Source organism: Faecalicatena contorta (genome assembly GCF_003149105.1).
Taxonomy (GTDB): Bacteria; Bacillota; Clostridia; order Lachnospirales; family Lachnospiraceae; genus Muricomes; species Muricomes contortus_C.
This window is the reverse complement of record NZ_QGDS01000006.1, coordinates 57,904-81,078: the sequence shown is the minus strand read 5'-3', so window position 1 is coordinate 81,078 and position 23,175 is coordinate 57,904. Positions and strand designations below refer to the sequence as shown.

Below are 23,175 nucleotides of genomic sequence, written 5' to 3'. Positions count from 1 at the left end.
TGCTGAATATTCTAGTAAAAAAAGACTCCCTGTTATCCGGGTTCACCCTGCACCCCTCCGATCCCCGTTTAACAGCCGATTCGAATCACCCCTGCCATATGGGGCTTCAGTGCAACACTCATTCCCGGTTTATATGGGCCCAGCTTTGTATGTTCTAATGTCACAGCATCATGACCCACATCATTATAAGCCTCTGTACTGTCCCCTGAAATATAATGGAACTGTACATCCCCGGAAGCTTCCAGCTCCAGGCCGAGTCTCTTTTCTTCTGAATCACTTTTATTTACAACCGCTATGGCGAAGCCTTCCCTGTTACTAAAGGCTGTTGCTGCAATATCAAGCACATCTGTTTCTTCCCGTTCTCCCGCTTTGTTATATACGTTCATCTTCTCCACATCTTCACACCATGCATTCAATACAATATCGCCCATATAATTCACATACAAATCAAACACATGGTATGTGCTTCTGAGCACAATCCCATTCTCATATGTATAAATGCACCCTCTGGTATTTACAATAGGAGCAAAATTCGCCATCCCTACAATATCGCAGTTCCGGTTTAATGCATTCAGGAAGCAGGCTGTAAATACTGCATCTGCCATTGTATATTTCGTATTATCATCATTTTCATCCCGTGGATACAGATACTCTTCTTTCATAATCCCCTGACGGATGGTATGAACATTGGGGTGATACCACCCTCTCAGATTCCATTCATCGAATGCAATCTTTATCTTTTTATCCAGGCCCATCGCCATCAAAAGTCCCCGTACCTTCTGTATAGAATGCTCCGTCAGATTTGTATACGCCATAACTGCTTCATAATCTGCATAATCATTATTCTGCTGGATGCCGTCCCAATACTCATGAATGGATATCCAATCCAGAAACTGTCCGCTGTTTTTGAGCAGGTTTATATTCCATTCTAAATCTGTAAGTGCTGCGGCAGTCAGCTCTGTCTCCGAATCCACATGCTTTATCATTTTTGCTGATTCCCTGACCAGGCGCCCCCACTCATCGGAAGACTTGGCGCCAATTTCCCAAAAGCCATAATTCTCGTTGCCAATACTCCAGTACTTAACTCTGTGAGGCGCGTTATATCCGTTAAAAATACGCTGTTTTGCATACTGCCCTTCCGTCTCCAGATTACAGTATTCCACCCAGTCACTCATTTCTTCCGGGGTCCCCGTACCGGCATTCGTACAGATATATGGTTCACATCCAATCTTTTTGCACATCTCTATGTATTCATCTGTACCAAATGTATTTGGGTCTTCCACCCGCCATGCCTTATCAAAAAGCGGCTTTCTGTTCTTTCCAACAGCATCCTTCCAGTGATAGGAAGATACAAAACACCCTCCCGGCCACCTGAGCACCGGAACTTTTATCCTTTGCATGGCCTCCAGAACATCCATACGAAGGTCCGTTTCGTCAGATAGTGGATTGCCGGGATCATAAATCCCCCCATAAATCTGGCGGTGGAAATGCTCGATAAAATGACCATAAATCATTGGATTTCGCTTTCCAATCTCATGCTTTCTGTTTATATGTAGTTTCATTTTCGGACTCCTCTGCAAACAAATATTACCCTTTTACTCCGCCTGCTGTCATTCCTTCAATAAAATAGGACTGGAAGCATGCAAATAATATTAAAATCGGTATAATCGCAAAACAAGACCCTGCAATGAGAATATCATAGTTATTTCCATATGGTGACATCAGGCTCTGCAGCCCCACCGGCAATGTAATCTTATTCTGGGAGCGCATAACAATCATCGGCCACAGGAAGTTATTCCAGCTCTGCATACCCTGATAGATGCCCATTGCCGCAAAGGAAGGCTTCATAAGCGGCATCATAATTCTCAGAAAAATTCCATACTCAGAGCATCCGTCCACACGTGCCGCATCCAGGAAATCTTTTGGTATTCCCGACAGATACTGCCGAAAGAAGAAAATCAGCATTGGCACCACCATATAAGGTAAAATAATGCCCCACATAGAGTCCATCACATTCATATTGATAATCAGACGATACAGGGGGAGAATGATAATTTCTGTAGGTATCATCATAACCAGCAATACACAGCCAAATAAAAGGTTCTTGAACCTGAAGTTATACATCGCAAACCCATACCCTACACAGGCACTCAAAAACAATGCCAGTACGAGCTGGGCAACCGTAATAACCAAACTGTTTTTATACCAGACGAAATAATTATTCTGTCCGCTGAACAGCAGTTTATAATTCTCTATATGGGCATTTGCCCAGTCGATATTAAAATTCAATCCATAACGCATCAGATCCGATCCCGCCCGAAATGAAGACACAAGGAGCAGGATAAGCGGAAGCAGTGTGATTAACGCCACAACTACGAAAAAGAAAATCAGAAGAATCGTTGATATGTATGATCTTTTCTTTGCCATAATTATTCCCCTTTCTTAAACGTTCCATTAAAAGCAAGCTGTATCACATTGATTACCATAACAATCAGCAGGAGTACAACGCCAATTGCACAGCCTATACCAATATTATTCTGCTCCATTCCCATCCTGTACAAGTACCCTACAATCGTGGTACCCACGTTATTTGGTGATTTATTTCCGTTAAACAAGAGGTAAGACTCTGTAAACATCGCCATCCCGCCAAAAATGGAAATCGTCAGTACATAGACCGTTGTGGGTTTTAACAGCGGCAGCGTGATAAACCTGAACTTCTGCAGGGAATTGGCCCCATCTATATCGGCAGATTCATATAAATCCTCGGGAATCTGCTGCAGGCCTGACAGGTAATACATCATATTCACGCCGGTCCACCGCCACAGACATAATATAAATAAAGTAATCCATACCGTCACCGGTTTCCTCAGCCAAACCAATGGATCCTGTCCAAAAAATGCCAGCACCTGGTTCATAAAGGACCCTTCCAGCTCACCAAACATTAAACGGAATACAACGCCCGCAACTACTACCGAAGTAAGAGCCGGAATGAACATAACACTTCTGAAAAAACCTTTTGCCCGCATCGCTTTACTATTCAGCATTGCTGCCAGAACCATTGGGATCGGTATCATAAGAGCACAACTGATTACTGTATAAAAAGCACTGTTTTTCAGACATTTATAAAAAACAGGGTTCATCAGTGTATGATAGTTGGATACACCCACAAACGTGGCTTCTCCGCCCGCTACCTTTTGAAAACTCATCATAATCGTGTTTATAACCGGATAGGCAAAGAAAATCAGAAACGTTAATACAAAGGGCAGAACGAATACATACGGCGCCGCTTTCTGGGAGTATAGAAAACGGCTGAAAATACTTTTTTTCTGCATAATTATTTCCCCATTTCTCTTGATAAAGACTTAAACAGCTTAGGGTGAAGGGCTGTTGGCACAGCCGTTTCTAATCAGCCTGCACAACAGCCCTGTCACAATAGTTACTCTGCTAATTATTTGTTACTATTCATAAATAATGCTAGCCTGTTCGTTTTTCAGCAATTCTGCTGCATCTTCATCCGGTGATGCTTCAAACGCATTTGAATAAGTTGTTGTTACTAATACACTGTAAGCTGCGGAGTATCCTCCTGAAATATTCGGTGCTGTCAGGTCAGTTCCATTTTTCTTAATAATATCGAATGGGTTTGTTGTAAAATACTGTAAGAATTTATTATCGGGATCGTTTGTGATTTCCGGGTCATCCCACAGTGACGTTCTGATTGGGTCAAATCCCAATACATCCCACTCGTATTTATTTCCCTCTTCTGAGAGTTTTGCAAATGCAAGGAACTCTTTTGCAAGGTCTTCCTGTTCCGTGTACTTAATTACGGAAGTTCCTGTACCGCCCTGAAGCACTTCACGTGTATCCCCTTCATTCCATACCGGGATCTCGTAAATTCCTATCTTGCCTTTCAGGTCCTGGCAGTAGTCTGTGAAACGTCCCATGTACCATAATGGCATTGCAAGTGAAGCAACTCCGCCGCCGTTCAGATGTCCGTACCATTCCTCCATGTGAAATCCGCCGCCAGGTGCAATTTCACAAATACCTGCATCAATCATTTTTCTAATGTAATCAACAACCTCGGCATGTTCTTTCGTATCAATGTTTGGCTGTCCATCTTCATCCACATACTGTACACCTTTTTCCAAAAGCATCATCTGCGGGAGGAACAGGTCTGCTGTCTCAACTGCAAGCATTGGTTTTCCTGTCTTCTCCAAAACCTGCTCACCGGCTTTAAAATAGTCGTCCCATGTTACAATATCAGCCGGGTCCACACCTGCTTCATTCATAATGTCCATATTGTAATAGCACACAGAAGCGCCCAGGTGAAAATCAATTCCGTACCAGTTATCGTCTTTTCCATACATCTCAACACGTGACATTACAATCTCATCTTTATATGGTTCAACCACATCGTTCAATGGAAGCAGATAGTCATCTTTCAGGAAAGAACCATAATACCCTACTTCAATATCTGCTATATCCGGTGTACCTTCTCCTGCCTGACACGCTACCAGCAGCTTGCTGTGCACTGAATGGGCTTCTCCGGTTGTGACTGTCAGGTTAATGGGGTTATCAGGATTTTCTTTGTTCCACAAATCAGCCATTTCTGTATAGAATGCTACATGCAGTTCCTGAAAGGTCCACAGTGATAACTCTGTACCGCCGTCAACAAAAGTATTTTTTCCCTGAGTCATTCCGTCACTGCTTTGTTCCGTACCTCCATCACTTTTGGAAGTGTCATCCGCAGGATCTGATTTTCCACAGCCTATCAGCATAGAGGTTACCATGGTCATGCATAATAAAATGCTTATAACTTTTCTCTTCATTTCTTTTCCTCCCATTTTTTCTTTTCAGAATTCTGCAGCATTCCGAAACCATACAACTTATACATGTATTAGGTTATACATGCTATTTATGTATTCATGTATTAACCATTAAGTTAATTTAATTATATGTATTTAAGTACATTTTGTCAATATAAGCTATTTTGATATGATTTTTTTAGTTAAGTTGCACACTTTATAGATTCTCCGTTTGTTTGTTTTTCACTTTGAATTAAGTTATTTATAAATTTTTACTTTTTTGTGAACACTATAGATTTAACTATGTATAAAGTTATTGTACCAATTTCTATACAATCTTTAACATCTCTGATACAATAAAAACATCCCAACACAGAAAGGAGAATGAATCTATATGCAATTATGGGTATCAGAAGAAAACCTCCCATTTTTTGAAGCTCTAGCAAGTCCAGTACGAATCAAAATCATCAAAAGACTTGCCGAGGGGAAGGCAAATATCAAACAACTGGCCGAGTCCGTAGGTGTCACCAGCGCCATGATGACATCTCATATAAACAAATTGGAGCAAGTTGGCCTTGTGGTGTCCACCCGTTCCAAGCAATACGGCAAAGTATGTTCCCTGCGCAGCCAGTGGTATGTTCTAAGTATGCCTACGGTTAACCATACACATGTGCAGAATTACGAGGTTCAAATCGGAGTAGGCCAATATACAAAGGCAGAGGTAAAGCCCACCTGTGGAATTGCAGATACAGAAAAAGTAATTGGGGGATACGATGACCCCAGGTACTTTTATGACCCTGCCCGCTATAATGCACAGCTTGTCTGGTTCACAAGCGGTTACCTGGAGTATGAAATTCCCAATTACATTCCTGAAAAATGTAAAATCCTTGATATAGAAATCTCCGCTGAAATGTGCTCCGAATATCCCAATGCAAGAATGGACTGGGAATCCGATATCAACCTTTATTTGAATGATAAACTTATCTGCCCCTGGGTTTCCCCCGGTGACTTCGGAGATAAGAAAGGAAAGTACACGCCAGTCTGGTGGACCTCGGCACAGTATGGCATTCTAAAACGGTTTGAAATCAACCGCCACGGAGTATTCCTTGACAAGGAAAAAAAATCTGATTTTACAGTTGACGATTACGGCTTAGACAAAAATCACTGGACGCTCCGCTTTGAAGTTTCCGAAGAAAAAAGGCGTCCCGGAGGGCTGACAATATTCGGGGAACAGTTTGGAGACTATCCAAGAGCAATACAGGTTAAAATCAACTATGAAAAATCCGCCTTATCCGAAGAAGAGAAAAAGGAGAACTTATACGAAAAGCAATCCTATTATCACTGGGAGAAATACAACAAGACGGATACTCCCTAGATATCCATAAAATCTCAAAAGATTATTTGTCCTAAAAATAGAATTATGATACAATGTATTCACTTCATAGCGAAAAATTTGTTCGGGTAATATCGGACAGGTTTTTCGTTTTTATGAACAACTTTGTATTTCTTGAACTTACAGGGCAATACTATATGCATGTACGGTCAGGCTGGCACTTCAGGGTAGAAACCCTATGTTTCGGCACCGTGTAGAGTATTTACGAAAGGAGGACATTTACATGAAAGCAGTCATTGACAGAGATGGATGTATTGCATGCGGTCTTTGTACAGAGCTCTGTCCAGAGGTATTCCGCATGGCAGATGACGGACTGGCAGAGGTCTATAGCGATATTACACCAGAAACAGAAGAAACAGCAGCTGAAGCAGCTGATAACTGCCCCACCAGCGTAATCAGCGTTGATTAATCCCGGTTATTTACTTTTTTCTACACATAAGGAAACAGCCCTGCAGAATTCATCTTAAGCAGGGCTGTTTGCCGCTTTCCCGCAGACTCTTTTATCACTCCCCCTAATTTTAATAATAGAATCCCTTTCTTTCTAATAAACTGTATCAAATCGGTTTAAATCAGAGGTCACTATGCAGAACATCTCTCAAAAAGTCTTGGAAGATACTATGTATACCAGCGACATACCTGTCTTTTCGTATAAAATAAATTATCCCTACTTCACTACACAATGCAGTCAGGCAGCCGCCCAGAACATTAACCAATATTATGCTGATTATGCCTTAAAAACAGAAAGACACTGCCGTACCATCCTTTATCCTCAGGCTGTTGAAACCGCTAAATATATCGTGAACAACAAACCACCTTTCAACACCTATACCTTTCAATCTGTTTATGAGGTTACTTATAATCAAAACTGTACTACCAGTCTTTATTTTGACAACTATACTTTTATGGGCGGCGCCCATGGTGCAACATTTCGAAATTCAGATACATGGAACTTTTTCAGCGGCAGCCGTATGACACTGGAAGACTTCTATCCCCAGGGCGCTTCTTTCACCGACTCCTTATTTACCAATATTGAACAGCAGATAGAAGAGCGCCTGAAAACTGAACCTGGCTCTTATTTCGACAATTATGAAGAACTGCTTAGGAAAAACTTTCATCCGGAAAACTACTTTCTGAAGCCGGAAGGTATTGTTATCTATTACCAGCAATACGACATCGCGCCATATTACACGGGAATACCGGAGTTCCTCATCCCATTTTCCCCCTCAGGATAGTATTTATAAAATACAGAATTTCCGAAACCAAATCAAAAAGCTGCGGTCTACTCAAACCACAGCTTCTTTTTTATTTTGTTATTTTAATATCGTAGTATTCCACGCTGCCGTCCTGGACCTGCAGCCCGATATTATAATCTGTTTTCTCATATACACGGTATGTAAAGGCCGCCTTTTCCCCAATAAAGATTTCCACCATATCACGGTCAATGATTACTTTTACATCAATCAAATCTCCCATTTTTACCGGAAATGGTTTTTCGCAAACACGAATACCATCCGGTCCGGGATTTTTAGGCTCTCCTACATTGGTACAGGACTCTCTCCAAAAAGGGTCCACATCCATTGGAAGGTTCACAAGGGATACCCTTTGCATTCCCGGCTCAACCCGCAGTTCCAGACATCTGGCTGCTTTTTCATCGGATTTCAGCAGCAGGCCAAAGTGGTCACGGCAGTCTCCTACTTTCATTTTACAACTGAACATAACGCTTTCTTCCTCAAACTGGAAGAACCCATAATTCAATGTTCCCTCTGCATTCAGGACAATTGATGTCTCTCCAAATCTCTGGTTTTCTCCCCAGATGGGTTTATATGTCCACTCTACCGGTTCCTGTATAGATTCTAAAATCTCTTTTGGCATTTTTACGTCCAGCTCGCCTTCTGCATTGACAGCCACCTCATGAGGGACACAAAATTCTCCGCCCCAGTACCATTCTCCCTGGTCGCTTCTTTCGGCCCTGTCATGTGCCCATGCGAAGTAAAACCTTCTTCCTTCATCATTTTCCAGTGATTTGGCTGCATAAAATCTTCTGCCGCCAATCCCGTCCATTTTAGGGGTTCGCCAGGGTCCAAAAGGAGATTTCGCAACCCGGTATACTGTATTCACAAACTCCGAGAACCTGGAGTAAGACAGATACCAGTTATCTCCCATCTTATACATTTCACAGCACTCCGGACAGTTTGTATGGTATGGTTTATAAATTGGCCCGTAATATTCCCAGTTTTCCAGGTTATCTGACCTGTACAAGATAATACATCCAGTCTTTGTCGGAGGTCCTTCCTTGATTCTTCCGGAAATCAGCATCCAGTAACATTCATCGTCCTCATTATAAAATACATAAGGATCTCTCCAGTCCAAACGTTCATACAATTCAGCCACAGGCTTTACAACCGGATTCCCCGGGTCTTTTGTCCATTTGATTCCATCTTCACTTGTAGCGTGACATATAGTCTGCTGGTCTGTTTCCAAATGATAGTTATATCCTGTATAAAAAATATGATATTTATTTTCTCCGTATATCACAGCTCCGGTCCATATACCGTCTGCATCGGGCTCATCACCCTCTCCCGGATACAAAGCCGTCTCAAGCTCTTCCCAGTGAACCAGGTCCTTTGAAATGGTGTGACTCCATGTTGTACGGAGCCGCGCCGGATAAACAGTTGTGCCCGGAGGCGGTGTCAACGAAAAAATATGATAAACACCATCGTGATAGAACGGAATTGCATCTCCTGTAGAATCTGCAAACGACGGTTTTCTAAATATCTTCATAGCTATACTCCTTTTCTGCTTTACTTATTTGCTGCTTTTTTCTTTCCTAATCTTTCAGAAATAATATTTTTCTGTGAATCGATGATTACTGCCACAAGGATAATCAATCCCTTCACAAGCAACTGCCAGAAGGAACTTACACCAATCAAGTTCAGTCCATTGCTTATAATACCGATTACGACTGCACCTATAACAGTTCCGCTCACATGTCCGGTTCCTCCTGCCATAGATATGCCGCCCAATACACAGGCTGCAATGGCATCCATTTCATAGCCGTCACCTGCTTTCGGCTGTCCTGAATACATACGTGAACTTAGTACAATTCCCGCAAAAGCTGCAAGAAAACCACTGATTGTAAATACAAGGATCTCCACCTTTTTAATTGGAACACCTGACAGACGCGCTGATTCCCTGTTTCCTCCCACCGCATATACATATGTGCCAAATCTCGTTTTATTTAAAAGGATTACAAAGATGATAATCAGAATAACCATGTATACAACCGGCAGCGGAACTACGCCAAACAGATAACCGGTTCCAATCATTGCGTATGCATCTGAAGTGATACGGGTGGAGCGCCCGCCGCTGTATATATAGGCAATTCCTTTCGCCATATTCATGGTTGAAAGTGTTACAATAAATGCAGGCACCCGAAATTTCGCCACGATAAATCCATTAAACAGCCCCACCAGGGTTCCCAGTGCCAGTCCCGCAAGAATCGCCGGCATCATAGGAACTCCATTGGTCACAATAAAGCCCACCGTCAGGGTACCGCTCATCGCCACAATAGAACCTACGGATAAATCAATACCTCCGAGTATAATGACCAGGGTCATACCCAATGCAAGAAAGATATTATTGGAAATCTGCCGCAATACGGATATGATATTGCCTGCCGTCAAAAAGTTTGGAGTCATGAATGACAGCGTAATTCCAATCAATATCATTACACATAAGATTCCTGTATTTGATTTCAGCATACCGATAAACTGATTGCTGCTCTTTACTCTCGTTTTGTTACTCATTTCTATTCTCCTCCTGTAGCAAATCTCATGATTTCTTCCTGATCCAGTTCTTCATGGCCCAATCTTCCTACAATTTTCCCCTCTCTTACAACACAGACATTATCACACATGTTGATAATCTCCGGTAATTCTGAAGAAATCATAATAATTGCCATACCCTGTCCTGCCAGCCGGTTGATGATCGCATAAATTTCTGCTTTTGCACCTACATCCACACCCCTGGTAGGCTCATCCAGTATGAGCAGCCTGGGTTTCGTAGCAAGCCATTTCGCCAAAACCACCTTTTGCTGATTTCCTCCGGACAGACTGGACACCGCTATATCCGTAGAAGCCGTCTTTATGTTCAATTCATCTATATACTCGCCTATCACACGGCTGCGTTTTGTCTCACTCAGCAAAGGACCTTTCATTACAGAGCCCAGGCTTGCAAGTGTCATATTAAACCCTACGGAATTAATCAGAGTCAGCCCCTGTTTTTTCCGGTCTTCCGGCACCATTGCCACTCCGTTTTGAATCGCTTCCATACTAGACTTGAATTTTACTTCCTTCCCTGACAGGAACACTTTACCGCTTTCAAAAGAATCATTTCCAAAAATCGCCTGCATGATTTCACTTCTTCCTGCTCCTACAAGCCCGGAAAAACCTAGTATTTCTCCTTTATGTACAGAAAAACTTACATTCTGGAACACTCCCGCTCTGGTAATGCCCTCTACCCTCAGGACTTCCTGATCCGTCATGTTATAATCACGTGTATAATAATTTGTCAGGCTGCGTCCCACCATCATGCCAACCAGACTGTCTACATTTGTTTCTTTTGTATTTACCGTACCTACATATGTACCGTCCCGCATGACAGTCACACGGTCTGTAACAGCAAATAACTCTTCCATTCTATGAGAGATATAGATAATGCTGACATGATCCTTTCTCAGCCTGTCCATTGTTTCAAACAGTTTCCCTACCTCTTCATCGGAAAGAGAGGAGGTTGGTTCATCCATGACCAGAATCTTTACATTAAAAGATATGGCTTTCACGATTTCTACCATTTGCTGCTGTGCAATGCTTAAATTGCCCACCTTTGTAGTCACATCTATATGAAGTCCCAGCTTTTCTGTCATATCCAGCGCCAGTTCATTCATCTTTTTTAAGTCCCTTGTATGGAGAGGTGTTAATAGCTCCCTTCCAAGGAATATATTTTCCGTCACTGTAAGATACGGAACTAACACGATTTCCTGATGAATAATTCCAATCCCGGAATTCCGTGCGTCCTGAATGCCATTCATCTCAATTTCCTGACCGTTTATTTTAATAACACCCTCATCCGGCTTATGAATACCGCCTAACACTTTAATCAGAGTCGATTTTCCGGCTCCGTTTTCTCCCAGCAACGCATGGACTTCACCCAGCCTCAATTCAAAATTGATTCCATCCAGTGCCTGAGTAGCTCCAAATCTCTTGCTGATACCCTCCATCTGTAAGATTACTTTATCTTCCAACAATTGCTCACCTCACTTAATTCTTACACCTTTTTATAAAGGGCTGTTTGATTATCTCAAAACAGCCCTTCGTTACAGTTTATCCGCTTTTTACTGCCATTGTCCTTCAGTCTTTTTTGCCTCGTCCACTGTCACAAGGTGGGAATCCAGCCAGATTTCTTTCTCAATTTCTTTCCCCTGCAGCAGTTCTACTGCTTTTTCAAATGCTGTTTCCGCAATCTGTACCGGTACCTGTGCCGCTACACATGTAAATGTGCCGTCTACCATAGCTGCTTTTCCGTCTGGAGATGCATCAATAGAATAAACTCCCACTTTTCCAGTAAGCCCTGCCGCCTTCAAAGCTGCCGCTGCCCCAAGTGATGACGGGTCATTGATACAGAAAAATGCATCTAAGTCTGAATTTGCCTGGATAATATCCTCGGCAATCGGCATGGATTCATCCAATGCAGCCTTACCGTCCTGCTGAGCTACAATATCAAATTTGTCCTTGTTATCACCAAGTCCCTCCAGGAAACCGTTTACACGGTCTACACAACTTTCATTTGAAGGGAAATCCAAAATCGCAATTTTAGCGCCATCCGGATAATCTTTTGCCATCTGCTCTCCTACAAGCACCCCTGCCTGGTAAGCATTTGTTGCAATAATAGATTCCACCAGATCCCGGTCATCTTCAATAACCGCCGTGTCTACGTTGATAACAGGAATCCCTGCATCATTTAATTCCTGCAGACCCTGGCGGATACCTGCTGAATCAACCGGAATTACAAACACCGCATCAAAACCCTGGTTTGCAGAATCAGATAACTGGCTTAACTGAGTGTTCAAGTCATAATCCGGATCCAGACATGTATACTTGTAACCTGCATCCTCACATAATTCCTGGAATTTATCATTCATAGAGGATTGGAATGTATTATTTTGCGTATTTGGCAGAAAAGCAAAATTATAAGGTCCTTCTTTTTCCTCAGTTTCTGTTTTCTTATCACCCTCAGAATCCACAATTTTTGATTCTGTAGTACATCCTGCCAGCATAGACACAGCCAGCCCTGCACATAAAATTAAAGATACTATTTTTCTTTTCATAAATTCTATTTCCTCCTTGTCTCAAACCTGTTTCATGAGAACATTACATTTCAGATACAAAATCAACCAAATAAACCGCGCGAATTTTTCAGCCATTTTTCTTCTTTTTGTAACCCTCATTTGTATTTACGCAAAATATAACATGCGTCAAGGTTCGTGTCAATTAGGGTTTTTCAACTTTGTATATTTTTGACTTGTATTTTTGTTTTTTACGTAATTTATTTTTCCATATACATGTTCCACTCCCCTGGTATAGGTTCATGCATAATGTCTTTCCAGGCGCGGACAATGTTTTTCTTTTGTACAAGGTAAGGGGATACACCTATATATTTATATCCATTATGGCCCAGCAGAGCCTTAGCCGCCGCCATCGCTGCCGCAACTCCCTGTTCAAACGGACGCTGTGTGCTCATCCCCTTCACATATTTATCCTTCACAAGATAATTCCCAATTTCCCGGTCCAGGTCTGTGGTAAAGATTTCCACATCCTCACGCCCCAGTTCTTCCAATGCCCGGATGACTCTCAACGCCGGCTGGTCCCAGGAAACATACAGCCCTTGTATGTCAGGGTGCCTGCGCAGCATGTTCTTGACTATCTCATAAGCATCCTCAATGTTTTGAAACTGCTCTACAGATGCAATTTCAATATTTACGTAATTTTCACAAATTATCTGCACTGCAATTCCATCCCTCAGATGAGTGCCATAAAAAGGGAGCCCATGGTTAATAAAACCTACTTTTACATGCTTCTTCCCCTTATAATATTCCCCCAGCAAAGTTCCTACGATTCTTCCATTTTCCCGCTCATTTACTGATACACAGGAAACATAGTCATCTGTTCCGAATCCGGCCGGTACATTGCTGAGAAACAGTAATTTTGTTTCCCGGGAAAGCTTTTTAAATGTTCCGGCGGTAACATTATCGTCAGCGGGAATGGCTATAATAGCGTCCAGACGCTGCATAGCCAGGGCTTCCAACTGGGTAACCTGCAGCTCGGAATCAAAGTTTGCCTCCGTTACTGCCGCCACTGTAACCCCAAGCATTTCGAGAGTCTGCCGGATTCCCGCCTCATGAAGCCTTTTCCACGCCGTACCACTGTAATGGAATGAAATACCAATTTTAAAATTCCCTTGTCTCAACTGCCGCTTCTCTTCCTCCGTCAGTGCAATATCATCCGGTGAAAATGCCTTTTCTCCAAACGGCCCGCCCCCTATCATCTGTGTAGACTTTCGTACCGATATCTGAAGGGGAACTCTGATTTCCCCTTTTTCATAATCCTTATTTTCTATTTTTGCAGCGATTCTTTCGACTGCATAATAGGCCATGCTCCGCGTATCCTGCCGCATTGCAGTAAGAGGCGGAACCACCAGTTCACACCATTCTTCATCGCCAAAACCAACCACCGAAATATCCTGGGGACATTCCAGCCCCATGTGCTGTAATGCCTTTAAAACTAAAAATGTCAGACGGTTGCCTCCGCTGATAATAGCGGTGGGTCTTCTTCTATTATAAAAATCTCTGATTTTTTCAATCCCTTCCTCAATATTTTCTTCATGAACAATGGAGAGTACATCCTTTTCTGTATAATCCAGTTCTGCATCCCGCAAGGCCCTTTGGTATCCCTCCAGCCGTTCCGCTACCGCACTCGTGGTCAAATCCCCCAGGATCACTCCGATTTTTTTGTGTCCGTTTTTGATCAGATGCTGTGTCCCCTTGTATAAGGCTCTTGTATTTTCCGCAACTACACTTTCTTCCTCTTTTCCACTTATAGCTCTTTCCAAAAGAACTACAGGAATATTCCTTGCATACAATTTTTCATAATTCTTGGAATCCATCCTGCATGGACTTAGAATAATTCCCGCTACCTTCTTGTCCATCATAAGGCGGTTCAATATCTCTTTTTCCTGACGGTAATTCCCATTTGAAAAATAAACAGCAGCTATGTATCCCTTTTCCCGCAAAAAGGCAGATATATGCTCGATGAGCTGCACATAAAGGGAGCCCATTAGAGACGGGATCACAATTGCCACCTGGGATTGCTTCCCAATTTTCAGGCTGCTGACTTTCTTTTGAATCTTTATTTTATAATCACTATTATTTATTGCATCCTCCACCCTTTTTACCAATTCAGGACTTACATATCTTGTTTTATTCACTACATGGGAAACTGTAGCAACAGAAACCCCTGCCGTTTTTGCTATATCTTTAATTGTAGTGCCCATATGATATACCTCCAATTTTACGTAATTATTTACACATTTGCAGTCTAACATTATTTACCATTCATGTAAATCCTTTTATTTTTACCTAATTATGAAGTGATTTAGGGCAAAAAAATAATTCACCCCTGGTTAGAAAACTCTAACCAGGGGTGAATTACTTAGATTTTAAAAGATAACTCTCCTGCTTCTCTTCTCATTGGAAGTTGTTCCAGCTTTGGCATTGAGATTGACAGTGTCTCTCTCAGAACATCTTCAATTGTTTCAACCGGTACAATCGTTATCTGACTTTTTACCTCTTCAGGCACATCTTTCAAATCATCCACATTATCTTTTGGAATTAATGCTTTCGTGATTCCTGCCCTCTGTGCTGCCAGCAGTTTTTCTTTGAGGCCGCCGATTGGGAGGACCGCACCCCTCAAGGTGATTTCACCAGTCATTGCCAGCCTTGAATTTACCTTAATCCCCGTCACCAGAGATGCCAGTGCTGTAAATAATGCAATTCCAGCGGATGGACCATCTTTTGGTACTGCTCCTGACGGAACATGGATGTGCAGATCTCTTTCTTTAAAGTTAATGGAATTCAACGGCAGCCGGGATTTTAACAGGCTTAATGAAATTCTGGCAGATTCTTTCATTACATCTCCCAATTTACCTGTCAGCATCACTTCCCCATTTCCTGCCATGCTGGTTGCTTCTATAAACAGGATTTCTCCGCCGACCGGAGTCCAGGCTAATCCAGTCACTACTCCAGGAGGATTATCCTGCTGGGCCACATCATGTCTGGACACTTTCCGTCCTAGAATATCTTCCAGTTGTTCCACGCTTACCTGATATGGAACCTCTGTTTTATTTGATACGATTTTCTCAGAAACTACCCTGGCAATTCCAGCCAACTGCTTCTTTAAACCTCTGACTCCTGCTTCCAGAGTGTATTCATTAATCACTTTCCTTATAACATCTTCCGGAATTATCAGTTGGTCCCCTGTCAAACCATGCTCCTCCAAAGTCTTTGGAACAAGATGGTCCTTCGCAATATGAAACTTCTCCTCACTGGTATAGCTGGAAATCTGTATAACCTCCATACGGTCTAACAACGGCTCTGATATACTTTCTAATGAATTTGCGGTTGCAATAAAGAATACATCAGAAAGGTCATATGGCTGATCCAGGTAGTGGTCTGTAAAACTATTGTTCTGCTCCGGATCTAACACTTCAAGCAGGGCACTTGCCGGGTCTCCGCTGAAACCTCCAACCATCAATTTATCTACTTCATCCAGAACCATGACCGGATTATTTGTACCCGCTTTCTTGATACTTTGAAGAATTCTTCCCGGCATCGCGCCAATATAGGTTCTGCGGTGTCCGCGAATTTCAGCTTCATCTCTGATACCGCCGAGACTAAGACGGATATATTTTCTATCCAGAGCCTCTGCAATACTTCTTCCAAGGCTGGTTTTTCCTGTTCCGGGAGGTCCTACCAGCAGTAGAATAGAGCCTTTCTTATCTTTTTTAAGCTGCATAACTGCAAGATGTTGAATGATTCTATCCTTTACTTTCTCCAAACCGTAGTGCTGTTCATCCAGAATACGTCTTGCCTCTATCAGGTTAACCGCCTTCTCCTCAGCCTTCTTCCACGGAAGTGAAACCAGAAGGTCCAGATAATTGCGTATTACATTATATTCAGCACCATTGGGGCCCTGAGCCTGAAGTTTTTCCACTTCTTCAAGTGCGGCTTCCTTAATCTCATCGGGCATTCCGGCCTCATCAATCCTGGTCAGATATTCCTCGTCCTTTTTACCCCGGCCTTCCTTGCCTTCATTTAGTTCTTCCTGAATTGCCTTTAACTGTTCTCTTAAGACCTGCTCTCTGTAATGCTTATTTGCCTTCTCTGAAAATCTTTCCGCCATCTGAATCTGTAATCCAATGGCTTCCTTCTGTTTCAGAAGGTAATCCATAAAGCGCAGGCTTCTCTCCTTCATGGACTGGACAGCCAGCAGTTCGTACTTCTCTTCATTAGAAACCGGAAGGAACTGGGCAAGGTATACAATGAGGGAATTTAAGTCCCGAAAACCCTCAATCACAGCAACATAACGCTTTCCGTCCGGGAATCTTTCACTTATTTCCCTTGTGATTTTCTGAATATACTCCAGCATATCCACCTGGCTTTTCTCATCCATATCTTCAATATCCGGGCTCTTTTCAAAATGGGCATAGATATAACCAGCTTCAATATCCAGTTCTTTTACCTCAACTCTATCTAAGGCTTTGATTGTAAGCTGTATTCCCTTTTCTGACTCCTGGACATCCTCAATCTGGAATGAGATTCCAATTTTATAAAAGTCATCCTCTGAAACATCATTTTGATTGAAATTCTGCTTCATCGGCAGTGCAATATTCTCTATATTTTCATCCTCCAGATACCTTATCTGTTCCTCACTCAGACTGCTGACACTGAGCTTTGTCACTGCTCCGGGCAATAATACTATATTTGAAATCGGAATAACAATTCCAGTCTTTCTAATTTTCTCTGAGTTCATCATATAAATCACTTTCCTTTCTGAATGAATGTTCCTTTATCAAGAAATACCTCTGTTTAGCTGGTATTTCTTCCCGTACATCATTCTTCATCTGACATTCATAAGTGAATGTTCGTTTAATTAACTTTGAAATGATTGCGAGACCTTTGTGAACCATAAGCTCCACATTAGAATCTCGCCAAAGTTACTCTATCAACAACGCTTCCTGAATAATATAAATAAATTCTCTCAACAGCTCCTCTTTTTCTTCCTTGCTTTTACAATGATCTACAGCAATTGACTTTACCGGATAAAACATAATTGCCATCAGGTTTTCATTACTGTAATTTTTAATAATCCGTTTCGCCTTCATCTCTAAGATCAGATTACTGACCTCACACATCCTCTGCCGCTCTGAACAACGGCTTGCAAGAGAAGGACAGTTGGAAAACTGCTCCACAAAGCTAAATACTTCTCTGTTTCCGCAGATGTAATCATAATAACTGGTAATAAGAACTTCAATTAATTGCCGGCCGCGCATCTCCCGGTTGATGCTGCCAAGCAGATAATCGAAAATCTCTTCCGCATATTCGTTGTAAATATCCTGGAGCATAACCTCCTTGTTTTCAAAATAGATATAAACTGTCGCGGGAGAGACCCCAGCCCTCTTAGCAATCTTCGAGATAGAGGTGCCATGAAAGCCTTCTTCCAGAATTAACCTTATAACTGCTTCCTTTATGCTCTTTTCTTTTTCATCATCTTTTTTTCGCATATGACCACCTCGTAATTTTATAATAAACGAACATTCACTTATTGTCAATATGAATTTTATTTCCTCCGGCAATCCGGGCAGCTCCGAGACTTGTGTCGTTAAAATATGTATCTGCCAGATGCATAAAAGCCGCAATCCTTTATTTCTAAAGAATCGCGGCTGCTATGAAGGGAAATATCAGGCAAAAAACTTATATGCATCTTGGTCATTCAACGCCTGATACAGTTTGTGTTTTCGTCGTATGATTACTTCCGATTGTATTACCTCTTCCTCATTTGGATTAAAAATCTGTGGTTTATCTCTCAGCATATTTGCATATGCTTCTTCAATATTTTTATACACGCCAAGTGTTACAGCCGCAATCATTGCTGCTCCCAACGAAGAAGCTTCGCTGTTTGCATAACGTGCTACTTTCTTATCATAAACATTAGCCTGTATTTTACAGAACAGGTCAGAATGTACCATACCTCCCGCAACACTGACCATTTCTATCGGGGAAGTAATCTCCTCCATCAAACCGATGTCATCATTTATCTCCACAGCTATTCCTTCCATTATGGAACGGATCATATCTCCACGTTTTGTGTTCAGGGAAAGGTTAAAAAACACTCCCTTTGCCAGTGGATTCCAATACGGTGCGGCACTTCCTTCAAAATGAGGAATCATTATTACTCCGTTCGAGCCTATAGGAGATGCCGCTGCCTCATCGTTCATAATATCATATATGTTCTTTCTATCCTGAATATCTGTACAGAACTGTTCTTTAAACCAGCGGTATGTAGCTCCTGTATTGAATATTCCTGCTTCCATAATCCACTGTCCTGCAATCGCAGATGCCTGGCAAAGAACCCTTGCATCCTCATCAAATACAGGCTTATCAATAGCAGAAATAACAAAGGAACCAGTCCCTGTATTCGCTTCTGCCCTTCCTGGTTTAATCACCCCCAGTGCCACAGCGGCATTCTGCTGGTCTCCACCTGATATGATTACCGGGATATCTTCCGCAAGCCCTGTCTTCTCGGCAATTTCTCTTAGGAGGCCCCCTGCGATGCTGCCCGGAGGAACTAGTTCGGGCAGCTTTTCTTCCGTTATCCCTGCAATCCTAAGAAGATCAGGATCCCATGTAAAGGTTTCGATATTCATAAGCATCGTACGGCATGCCTGTGAATAATCTGTTTTATACTGTCCTATCAGATAATGCACGACCAAATCCTGTACACCAATAAATTTTTCTGCATTCACATAGATATCGTACTGGTTTTCCTTGAGCCACAAGATTTTAGGCAGTACAAAATAAGGATTTGTACGAAGGCCAGCCTTTGTATACAGACCTTCTAATGTATATTCTTCAATTAACTTTTCACATTGTGGCACAGTACGTTTATCCTGCCACATGATTGCATTTCTCATTGGCTGTCCATCCTTCATAGGAATGAGAGATGACCTCTGTGAAGTTACAGCAATCGCCTGCGGCACATCTTCACCATTAAAAAATGGAGCTATATTTGACAGGCAATAAATAGCTGCTTCTTTCCATGATTCCGGGTTCTGTTCCACATACCCCGGCTGTGGAAATTCTGAATGGTATTCAAAGTATGTATTTTCTTTTTTCTGTCCGTCCAGACCATAGACAACAGCCCGCATACCAGATGTTCCTATATCTAAGGAAATCAAACTCATATAATCCGTACCCCTTCTGTTAATTTCTAAAGCAGGCCAGGAAGCGAAGTTGTGAATACACTTAATATTATGATGATTACAAGTGCAGTCACCCCAGAAATAGTGCCTCCGATTGTCCATACTTTCATCGTCTGCTTTACATCAAATTTACTGAATCTGTTGACTACCCAGAAGCCAGAATCATTTGGCAGTGATAATCCGATTCCGCCCGCACAGATTGCAAGACCCACAAGGATAGGTGAAACACTCGCCATACCTGCAATTATTGGTGAAAATATTGCTGAAGTCGTTACAAGTGCTACTGTTGTAGAGCCCTGTGCCGCTCTTAATACCTGACTGATTACAAATGCCGCTATTATCATTGCAATTCCAACACCGTCTGTCATACTCGTCATACCTTCCACAAGTCTTTCACCGATACCTGTGCCATTGATAATTGCTCCGAATGCTCCGCCGGCACCTGTGATAGCAAGGATAGCACCTGACTGTGTTGCGGCCTCTGTGATCACTTCATTAAATGAAGTAGTAATGTATTTTCGAAGTGAAAAGAAAGCCACAATCAATCCAATCAATAAGGCAATATTTTTATTCCCAAGGAAACCGAATACCATATAAGCTGTAGAATCCGGATCACAAATCAATGATGCTACTGTGCCTATTAAGATAATGAATATCGGAAGAAAAATCAATAAAATTCCAAGTCCGCCTGATGGAAGGTTCTTGTCGCTTGAAATTTCTTTTTCTTCATCTACATCGTCAAATGCATTTGCAAAATCATCCTTATACTCTGCCCTGCTGCCAAGGAATTTTCCATAAAATACTCCGCCCAGGATTGACGCAGGCAAACTTACGATAATGCTATATAACAGGAACCATCCAATATTAACCCCCATCGTACCCGCTACTGCAACCGGACCCGGTGTAGGAATGACAAGTGCGTGAGTTGTGATAAGACCAACTGCAAGTGCTGTAACAAGTGATACAAATGGTATCTTTCCCTTTCTGGATAGAGATTTGACCAGATTGACCAGGATAACAAATGCTGCATCAAAGAAAACTGGTATGGATACGATATATCCAGTCAGGTTAACAGCAAGACCAGCTCTTTTCTGTCCTGTCAGCTTCAGCATCAAGGCCGCAATCTGGCTTGTGCATCCGGAAATATGTAACAAATGTCCCAGTGCTACACCGAGGATAATCAAAATACCAATACCTGTCATCGTATTTCCAAAACCACTTGCAATACCATCTGCAACTTCTTTAAGAGGCATTCCGGTAAGCATTCCCATAATCAGTCCGCCAATAAGCAAAGCCAAAAACGGATGTAAATCAAACTTAATAATAGACACGAGCACGAATATCAACGCCACTGCAAATATTGCTAATAATAACCCTAAACTCATCCTTCTCTCTCCTTTTCGTATTATCTGCCGAAAAATGCAATATACTTCTTCACAACTTCTTTTACATACTCTATCTGCTTTAAAGACAGTACTGAAAAATGTGGTTGGTCTTCTTTCAGATAATCTGCTGTCTGTTCTACTGCATAAACAGATATCTCTGTATTTACATTAATCTTTGCAATTCCATGACTGATACAATTTAATATATCCTTTTCCGGTACTCCTGACCCTCCGTGAAGCACTAATGGAATTTGTAGCTTTTTATCAATCTCCTCCAGAATATCAATTCTAATATTAGGCTCTCCTTTATAAAGGCCATGCACTGTTCCAACCGATACTGCCAGAGCATCTACTCCCGTCTCTTTCACAAAGCTCCTGGCAGCTCCCGGCTCTGTATAAGCCTCCACATCTGTTTCAGAACCTTCATGTGATTTCTCCCCCGCTGCTAAACTGCCAAGTTCTCCTTCAACAGATACACCACATGCATGTGCGACTTCACAAACCTTTTTTGTGTTTTTCAGATTTTCTTCGTATGATAGTGCAGATCCGTCATACATAACAGAGCCAAATCCTGCTTTTATTGCCCTGAATACAACTTCCATATCGCTGCAGTGGTCCAAATGCAGACACACTGGTATTGCGATATCTCTGCCCAGACTCGCTGCCAGCCCCGCTGCTGTCTCTAAAGACATATTTTTTAAATATTTTGCCCCAAAGGCCAGAATAATTGGCGTATCCGTTTCTATTCCTGCCTCTATTATCCCACGAAATGTCTCATAATTATAACCGTTAAAAGAACCTGCTGCGTACTTCCCTGCATACGCCCCATCCAGGATTGATTTTAAATTCGTAAGCATTCCAGCCTCCTTAAACTCTTACAGATGCAAGCCAAGTTTTAAACTCCTCATTCTCCAATACTTCTTTATTTACAATAAAGTGTGCCTCCTCTCCATTCAGAAACTTTGCTATGTCTTCCATTAATAAGTAAGGAGAATTTGTAAGTGCTTCTGAAGTAGTCCCTGCAATATGGGTCGTCAAGGTTACATTATCCAGCTTTAAGAAGGGGCTGTCTTCCGGTATTGGTTCTGTTGTAAATACATCCAGTGCGGCTCCCATGATTTTCTGTCCTCCCAAAGCTTTAGCCAGCGCATCCTGGTCTACCAGCCCCGCTCTTCCGGTATTGATGAAGTATGCGGTAGGTTTCATCATTTCCAGCTCTTTCTCACCAATCATCCCTTTATTCTGCTCTGTCAGACGGGCATGCATAGAAACAAAATCACTTGTACTCATCAGCTCATTAAGCTCTACCTTTTTAGCTCCTGCTTCATTAATTACTTCTTCCTTCGTATAAGGATCGTATACTACTACGTTTACATCAAAGCCAGAGAGTTTTTTTGCTACTAACTTTCCTATGTATCCAAAACCAACCAATCCTATCGTCTTGTCGTGCATTTCCGGAATTGCATTGCTGTTTACAAAAGTTTTTCTCCACTCACCGTTCTGAATTGCATGGTGTGCCTTTGCTATATTTCTGGCTGCTGCCAGCATCATCCCTACGGCGAAATCCGATACCGCATGTGCATTTCTGCCCTTAACATTAAAAACAAGTATGCCTCTCTTAGTAGCCTCTTCAACATTTACATTTTCAAGTCCTGCTCTGGAAACCCCCACCAATCTCAGGTTCGGCATCGCATCCATAACTTTACTAGAAACCGGCACAAACAGCCCCATCAGAGCCTCTGCATCTTTTCCCTCCTTCAAAATGGTTTCATCGACGGTTTCAATTTCCGGTCCTCTTTTCTCTACTTCCAGCCTTCTGTATTGAAGCTGTCCCCAATCGGATTCCCAGTTCTCAACAATAATATTACTTCCGTATTGACCCATGTGCTTCTTCCATGCTTCACCAAATCCTTTGCCCGGAATCATGGCATCTCCTAAAAGTACTGCTTTCATAATGCATCTCTCCTTTTCCTTTATTGTTTGTTTTATTACTACCGTTAAT

Annotated in this window: 18 protein-coding genes; 3 read left to right on the top strand and 15 right to left on the bottom strand. The window is 42.1% G+C overall.

The genetic code is table 11. The annotated features are described in order from the left end of the window. Positions 1-68 precede the first annotated feature (68 nt). The 4 genes from A8805_RS11405 to A8805_RS11390 all read right to left on the bottom strand — a co-directional run bounded on the left by A8805_RS11405 (position 69) and on the right by A8805_RS11390 (position 4,826). A complete protein-coding gene (locus A8805_RS11405; protein WP_109711200.1) occupies positions 69-1,562 on the bottom strand; it encodes an alpha-L-arabinofuranosidase C-terminal domain-containing protein in 1,494 nt (497 codons plus the stop codon). A gap of 25 nt (positions 1,563-1,587) precedes the next feature. Beyond that, entirely contained in the window at positions 1,588-2,427 is an 840-nt protein-coding gene (locus tag A8805_RS11400; protein ID WP_109711198.1) for a carbohydrate ABC transporter permease, read from the bottom strand. A 2-nt stretch (positions 2,428-2,429) separates the two neighbouring features. Then, on the bottom strand, positions 2,430-3,332 hold the full coding sequence (locus A8805_RS11395) for a carbohydrate ABC transporter permease (protein ID WP_207657695.1): 903 nt from the start codon (positions 3,330-3,332) through the stop codon (positions 2,430-2,432). Positions 3,333-3,458: 126 nt separating this feature from the next. After that, positions 3,459-4,826 carry an ABC transporter substrate-binding protein gene (locus tag A8805_RS11390; protein ID WP_242992365.1) on the bottom strand — a complete coding sequence of 456 codons (1,368 nt, stop codon included), beginning with the start codon at positions 4,824-4,826 and terminating at the stop codon, positions 3,459-3,461. 370 nt (positions 4,827-5,196) lie between these two features. Between A8805_RS11390 and A8805_RS11385 the strand changes: the two genes are divergently transcribed. The 3 genes from A8805_RS11385 to A8805_RS11375 all read left to right on the top strand — a co-directional run bounded on the left by A8805_RS11385 (position 5,197) and on the right by A8805_RS11375 (position 7,427). Next, complete coding sequence (locus A8805_RS11385) at positions 5,197-6,177, top strand: ArsR/SmtB family transcription factor (RefSeq protein WP_109711196.1); 981 nt, start codon at positions 5,197-5,199, stop codon at positions 6,175-6,177. A 241-nt stretch (positions 6,178-6,418) separates the two neighbouring features. Then, positions 6,419-6,604, top strand: a complete 186-nt coding sequence (locus tag A8805_RS11380; protein ID WP_109711194.1) for a ferredoxin — start codon at positions 6,419-6,421, stop codon at positions 6,602-6,604. A gap of 172 nt (positions 6,605-6,776) precedes the next feature. Further along, complete coding sequence (locus A8805_RS11375) at positions 6,777-7,427, top strand: DUF3298 and DUF4163 domain-containing protein (protein ID WP_109711192.1); 651 nt, start codon at positions 6,777-6,779, stop codon at positions 7,425-7,427. Between the two features lie 70 nt (positions 7,428-7,497). Here the strand turns inward: A8805_RS11375 and A8805_RS11370 are convergent, their stop codons facing one another. The 11 genes from A8805_RS11370 to A8805_RS11320 all read right to left on the bottom strand — a co-directional run bounded on the left by A8805_RS11370 (position 7,498) and on the right by A8805_RS11320 (position 23,126). Then, positions 7,498-8,976, bottom strand: coding sequence for a glycoside hydrolase family 32 protein (locus A8805_RS11370; protein ID WP_109711190.1), 1,479 nt, complete (start codon positions 8,974-8,976; stop codon positions 7,498-7,500). A gap of 20 nt (positions 8,977-8,996) precedes the next feature. Next, positions 8,997-10,001: an ABC transporter permease gene (locus A8805_RS11365; RefSeq protein WP_109711188.1), complete on the bottom strand. Its 1,005-nt coding sequence runs from the start codon at positions 9,999-10,001 to the stop codon at positions 8,997-8,999. A 2-nt stretch (positions 10,002-10,003) separates the two neighbouring features. Continuing rightward, entirely contained in the window at positions 10,004-11,473 is a 1,470-nt protein-coding gene (locus A8805_RS11360; RefSeq protein WP_109711532.1) for a sugar ABC transporter ATP-binding protein, read from the bottom strand. Between the two features lie 114 nt (positions 11,474-11,587). Then, positions 11,588-12,580 (bottom strand): sugar ABC transporter substrate-binding protein, encoded by a 993-nt coding sequence (locus A8805_RS11355; protein WP_109711186.1) that lies wholly within the window; start codon positions 12,578-12,580, stop codon positions 11,588-11,590. Positions 12,581-12,798: 218 nt separating this feature from the next. Continuing rightward, complete coding sequence (locus A8805_RS11350; RefSeq protein WP_181392811.1) at positions 12,799-14,802, bottom strand: LacI family DNA-binding transcriptional regulator; 2,004 nt, start codon at positions 14,800-14,802, stop codon at positions 12,799-12,801. Between the two features lie 158 nt (positions 14,803-14,960). Beyond that, positions 14,961-17,342, bottom strand: coding sequence for an endopeptidase La (lon, locus tag A8805_RS11345; protein ID WP_109711182.1), 2,382 nt, complete (start codon positions 17,340-17,342; stop codon positions 14,961-14,963). Between the two features lie 181 nt (positions 17,343-17,523). Further along, on the bottom strand, positions 17,524-18,090 hold the full coding sequence (locus tag A8805_RS11340) for a TetR/AcrR family transcriptional regulator (protein ID WP_109711180.1): 567 nt from the start codon (positions 18,088-18,090) through the stop codon (positions 17,524-17,526). A 177-nt stretch (positions 18,091-18,267) separates the two neighbouring features. After that, a complete protein-coding gene (locus A8805_RS11335) occupies positions 18,268-19,770 on the bottom strand; it encodes an FGGY-family carbohydrate kinase (protein WP_109711178.1) in 1,503 nt (500 codons plus the stop codon). A gap of 26 nt (positions 19,771-19,796) precedes the next feature. Next, on the bottom strand, positions 19,797-21,173 hold the full coding sequence (locus A8805_RS11330) for a GntP family permease (protein WP_109711176.1): 1,377 nt from the start codon (positions 21,171-21,173) through the stop codon (positions 19,797-19,799). 20 nt (positions 21,174-21,193) lie between these two features. Beyond that, positions 21,194-22,030 carry a class II fructose-bisphosphate aldolase gene (locus A8805_RS11325; RefSeq protein WP_109711174.1) on the bottom strand — a complete coding sequence of 279 codons (837 nt, stop codon included), beginning with the start codon at positions 22,028-22,030 and terminating at the stop codon, positions 21,194-21,196. 10 nt (positions 22,031-22,040) lie between these two features. Further along, positions 22,041-23,126 carry a 2-hydroxyacid dehydrogenase gene (locus tag A8805_RS11320; RefSeq protein WP_109711172.1) on the bottom strand — a complete coding sequence of 362 codons (1,086 nt, stop codon included), beginning with the start codon at positions 23,124-23,126 and terminating at the stop codon, positions 22,041-22,043. Between the last annotated feature and the right edge of the window lie 49 nt (positions 23,127-23,175).

Bases quoted from the DNA above. Each gene is read 5' to 3' on its own strand.
- A8805_RS11405 (WP_109711200.1), bottom strand. From the start codon at position 1,562: ATGAAACTACATATAAACAGAAAGCATGAGATTGGAAAGCGAAATCCA.
- A8805_RS11400 (WP_109711198.1), bottom strand. From the start codon at position 2,427: ATGGCAAAGAAAAGATCATACATATCAACGATTCTTCTGATTTTCTTT.
- A8805_RS11395 (WP_207657695.1), bottom strand. From the start codon at position 3,332: ATGCAGAAAAAAAGTATTTTCAGCCGTTTTCTATACTCCCAGAAAGCG.
- A8805_RS11390 (WP_242992365.1), bottom strand. From the start codon at position 4,826: ATGAAGAGAAAAGTTATAAGCATTTTATTATGCATGACCATGGTAACC.
- A8805_RS11385 (WP_109711196.1), top strand. From the start codon at position 5,197: ATGCAATTATGGGTATCAGAAGAAAACCTCCCATTTTTTGAAGCTCTA.
- A8805_RS11380 (WP_109711194.1), top strand. From the start codon at position 6,419: ATGAAAGCAGTCATTGACAGAGATGGATGTATTGCATGCGGTCTTTGT.
- A8805_RS11375 (WP_109711192.1), top strand. From the start codon at position 6,777: ATGCAGAACATCTCTCAAAAAGTCTTGGAAGATACTATGTATACCAGC.
- A8805_RS11370 (WP_109711190.1), bottom strand. From the start codon at position 8,976: ATGAAGATATTTAGAAAACCGTCGTTTGCAGATTCTACAGGAGATGCA.
- A8805_RS11365 (WP_109711188.1), bottom strand. From the start codon at position 10,001: ATGAGTAACAAAACGAGAGTAAAGAGCAGCAATCAGTTTATCGGTATG.
- A8805_RS11360 (WP_109711532.1), bottom strand. From the start codon at position 11,473: ATGGAGGGTATCAGCAAGAGATTTGGAGCTACTCAGGCACTGGATGGA.
- A8805_RS11355 (WP_109711186.1), bottom strand. From the start codon at position 12,580: ATGAAAAGAAAAATAGTATCTTTAATTTTATGTGCAGGGCTGGCTGTG.
- A8805_RS11350 (WP_181392811.1), bottom strand. From the start codon at position 14,802: ATGGGCACTACAATTAAAGATATAGCAAAAACGGCAGGGGTTTCTGTT.
- lon (WP_109711182.1), bottom strand. From the start codon at position 17,342: ATGATGAACTCAGAGAAAATTAGAAAGACTGGAATTGTTATTCCGATT.
- A8805_RS11340 (WP_109711180.1), bottom strand. From the start codon at position 18,090: ATGCGAAAAAAAGATGATGAAAAAGAAAAGAGCATAAAGGAAGCAGTT.
- A8805_RS11335 (WP_109711178.1), bottom strand. From the start codon at position 19,770: ATGAGTTTGATTTCCTTAGATATAGGAACATCTGGTATGCGGGCTGTT.
- A8805_RS11330 (WP_109711176.1), bottom strand. From the start codon at position 21,173: ATGAGTTTAGGGTTATTATTAGCAATATTTGCAGTGGCGTTGATATTC.
- A8805_RS11325 (WP_109711174.1), bottom strand. From the start codon at position 22,030: ATGCTTACGAATTTAAAATCAATCCTGGATGGGGCGTATGCAGGGAAG.
- A8805_RS11320 (WP_109711172.1), bottom strand. From the start codon at position 23,126: ATGAAAGCAGTACTTTTAGGAGATGCCATGATTCCGGGCAAAGGATTT.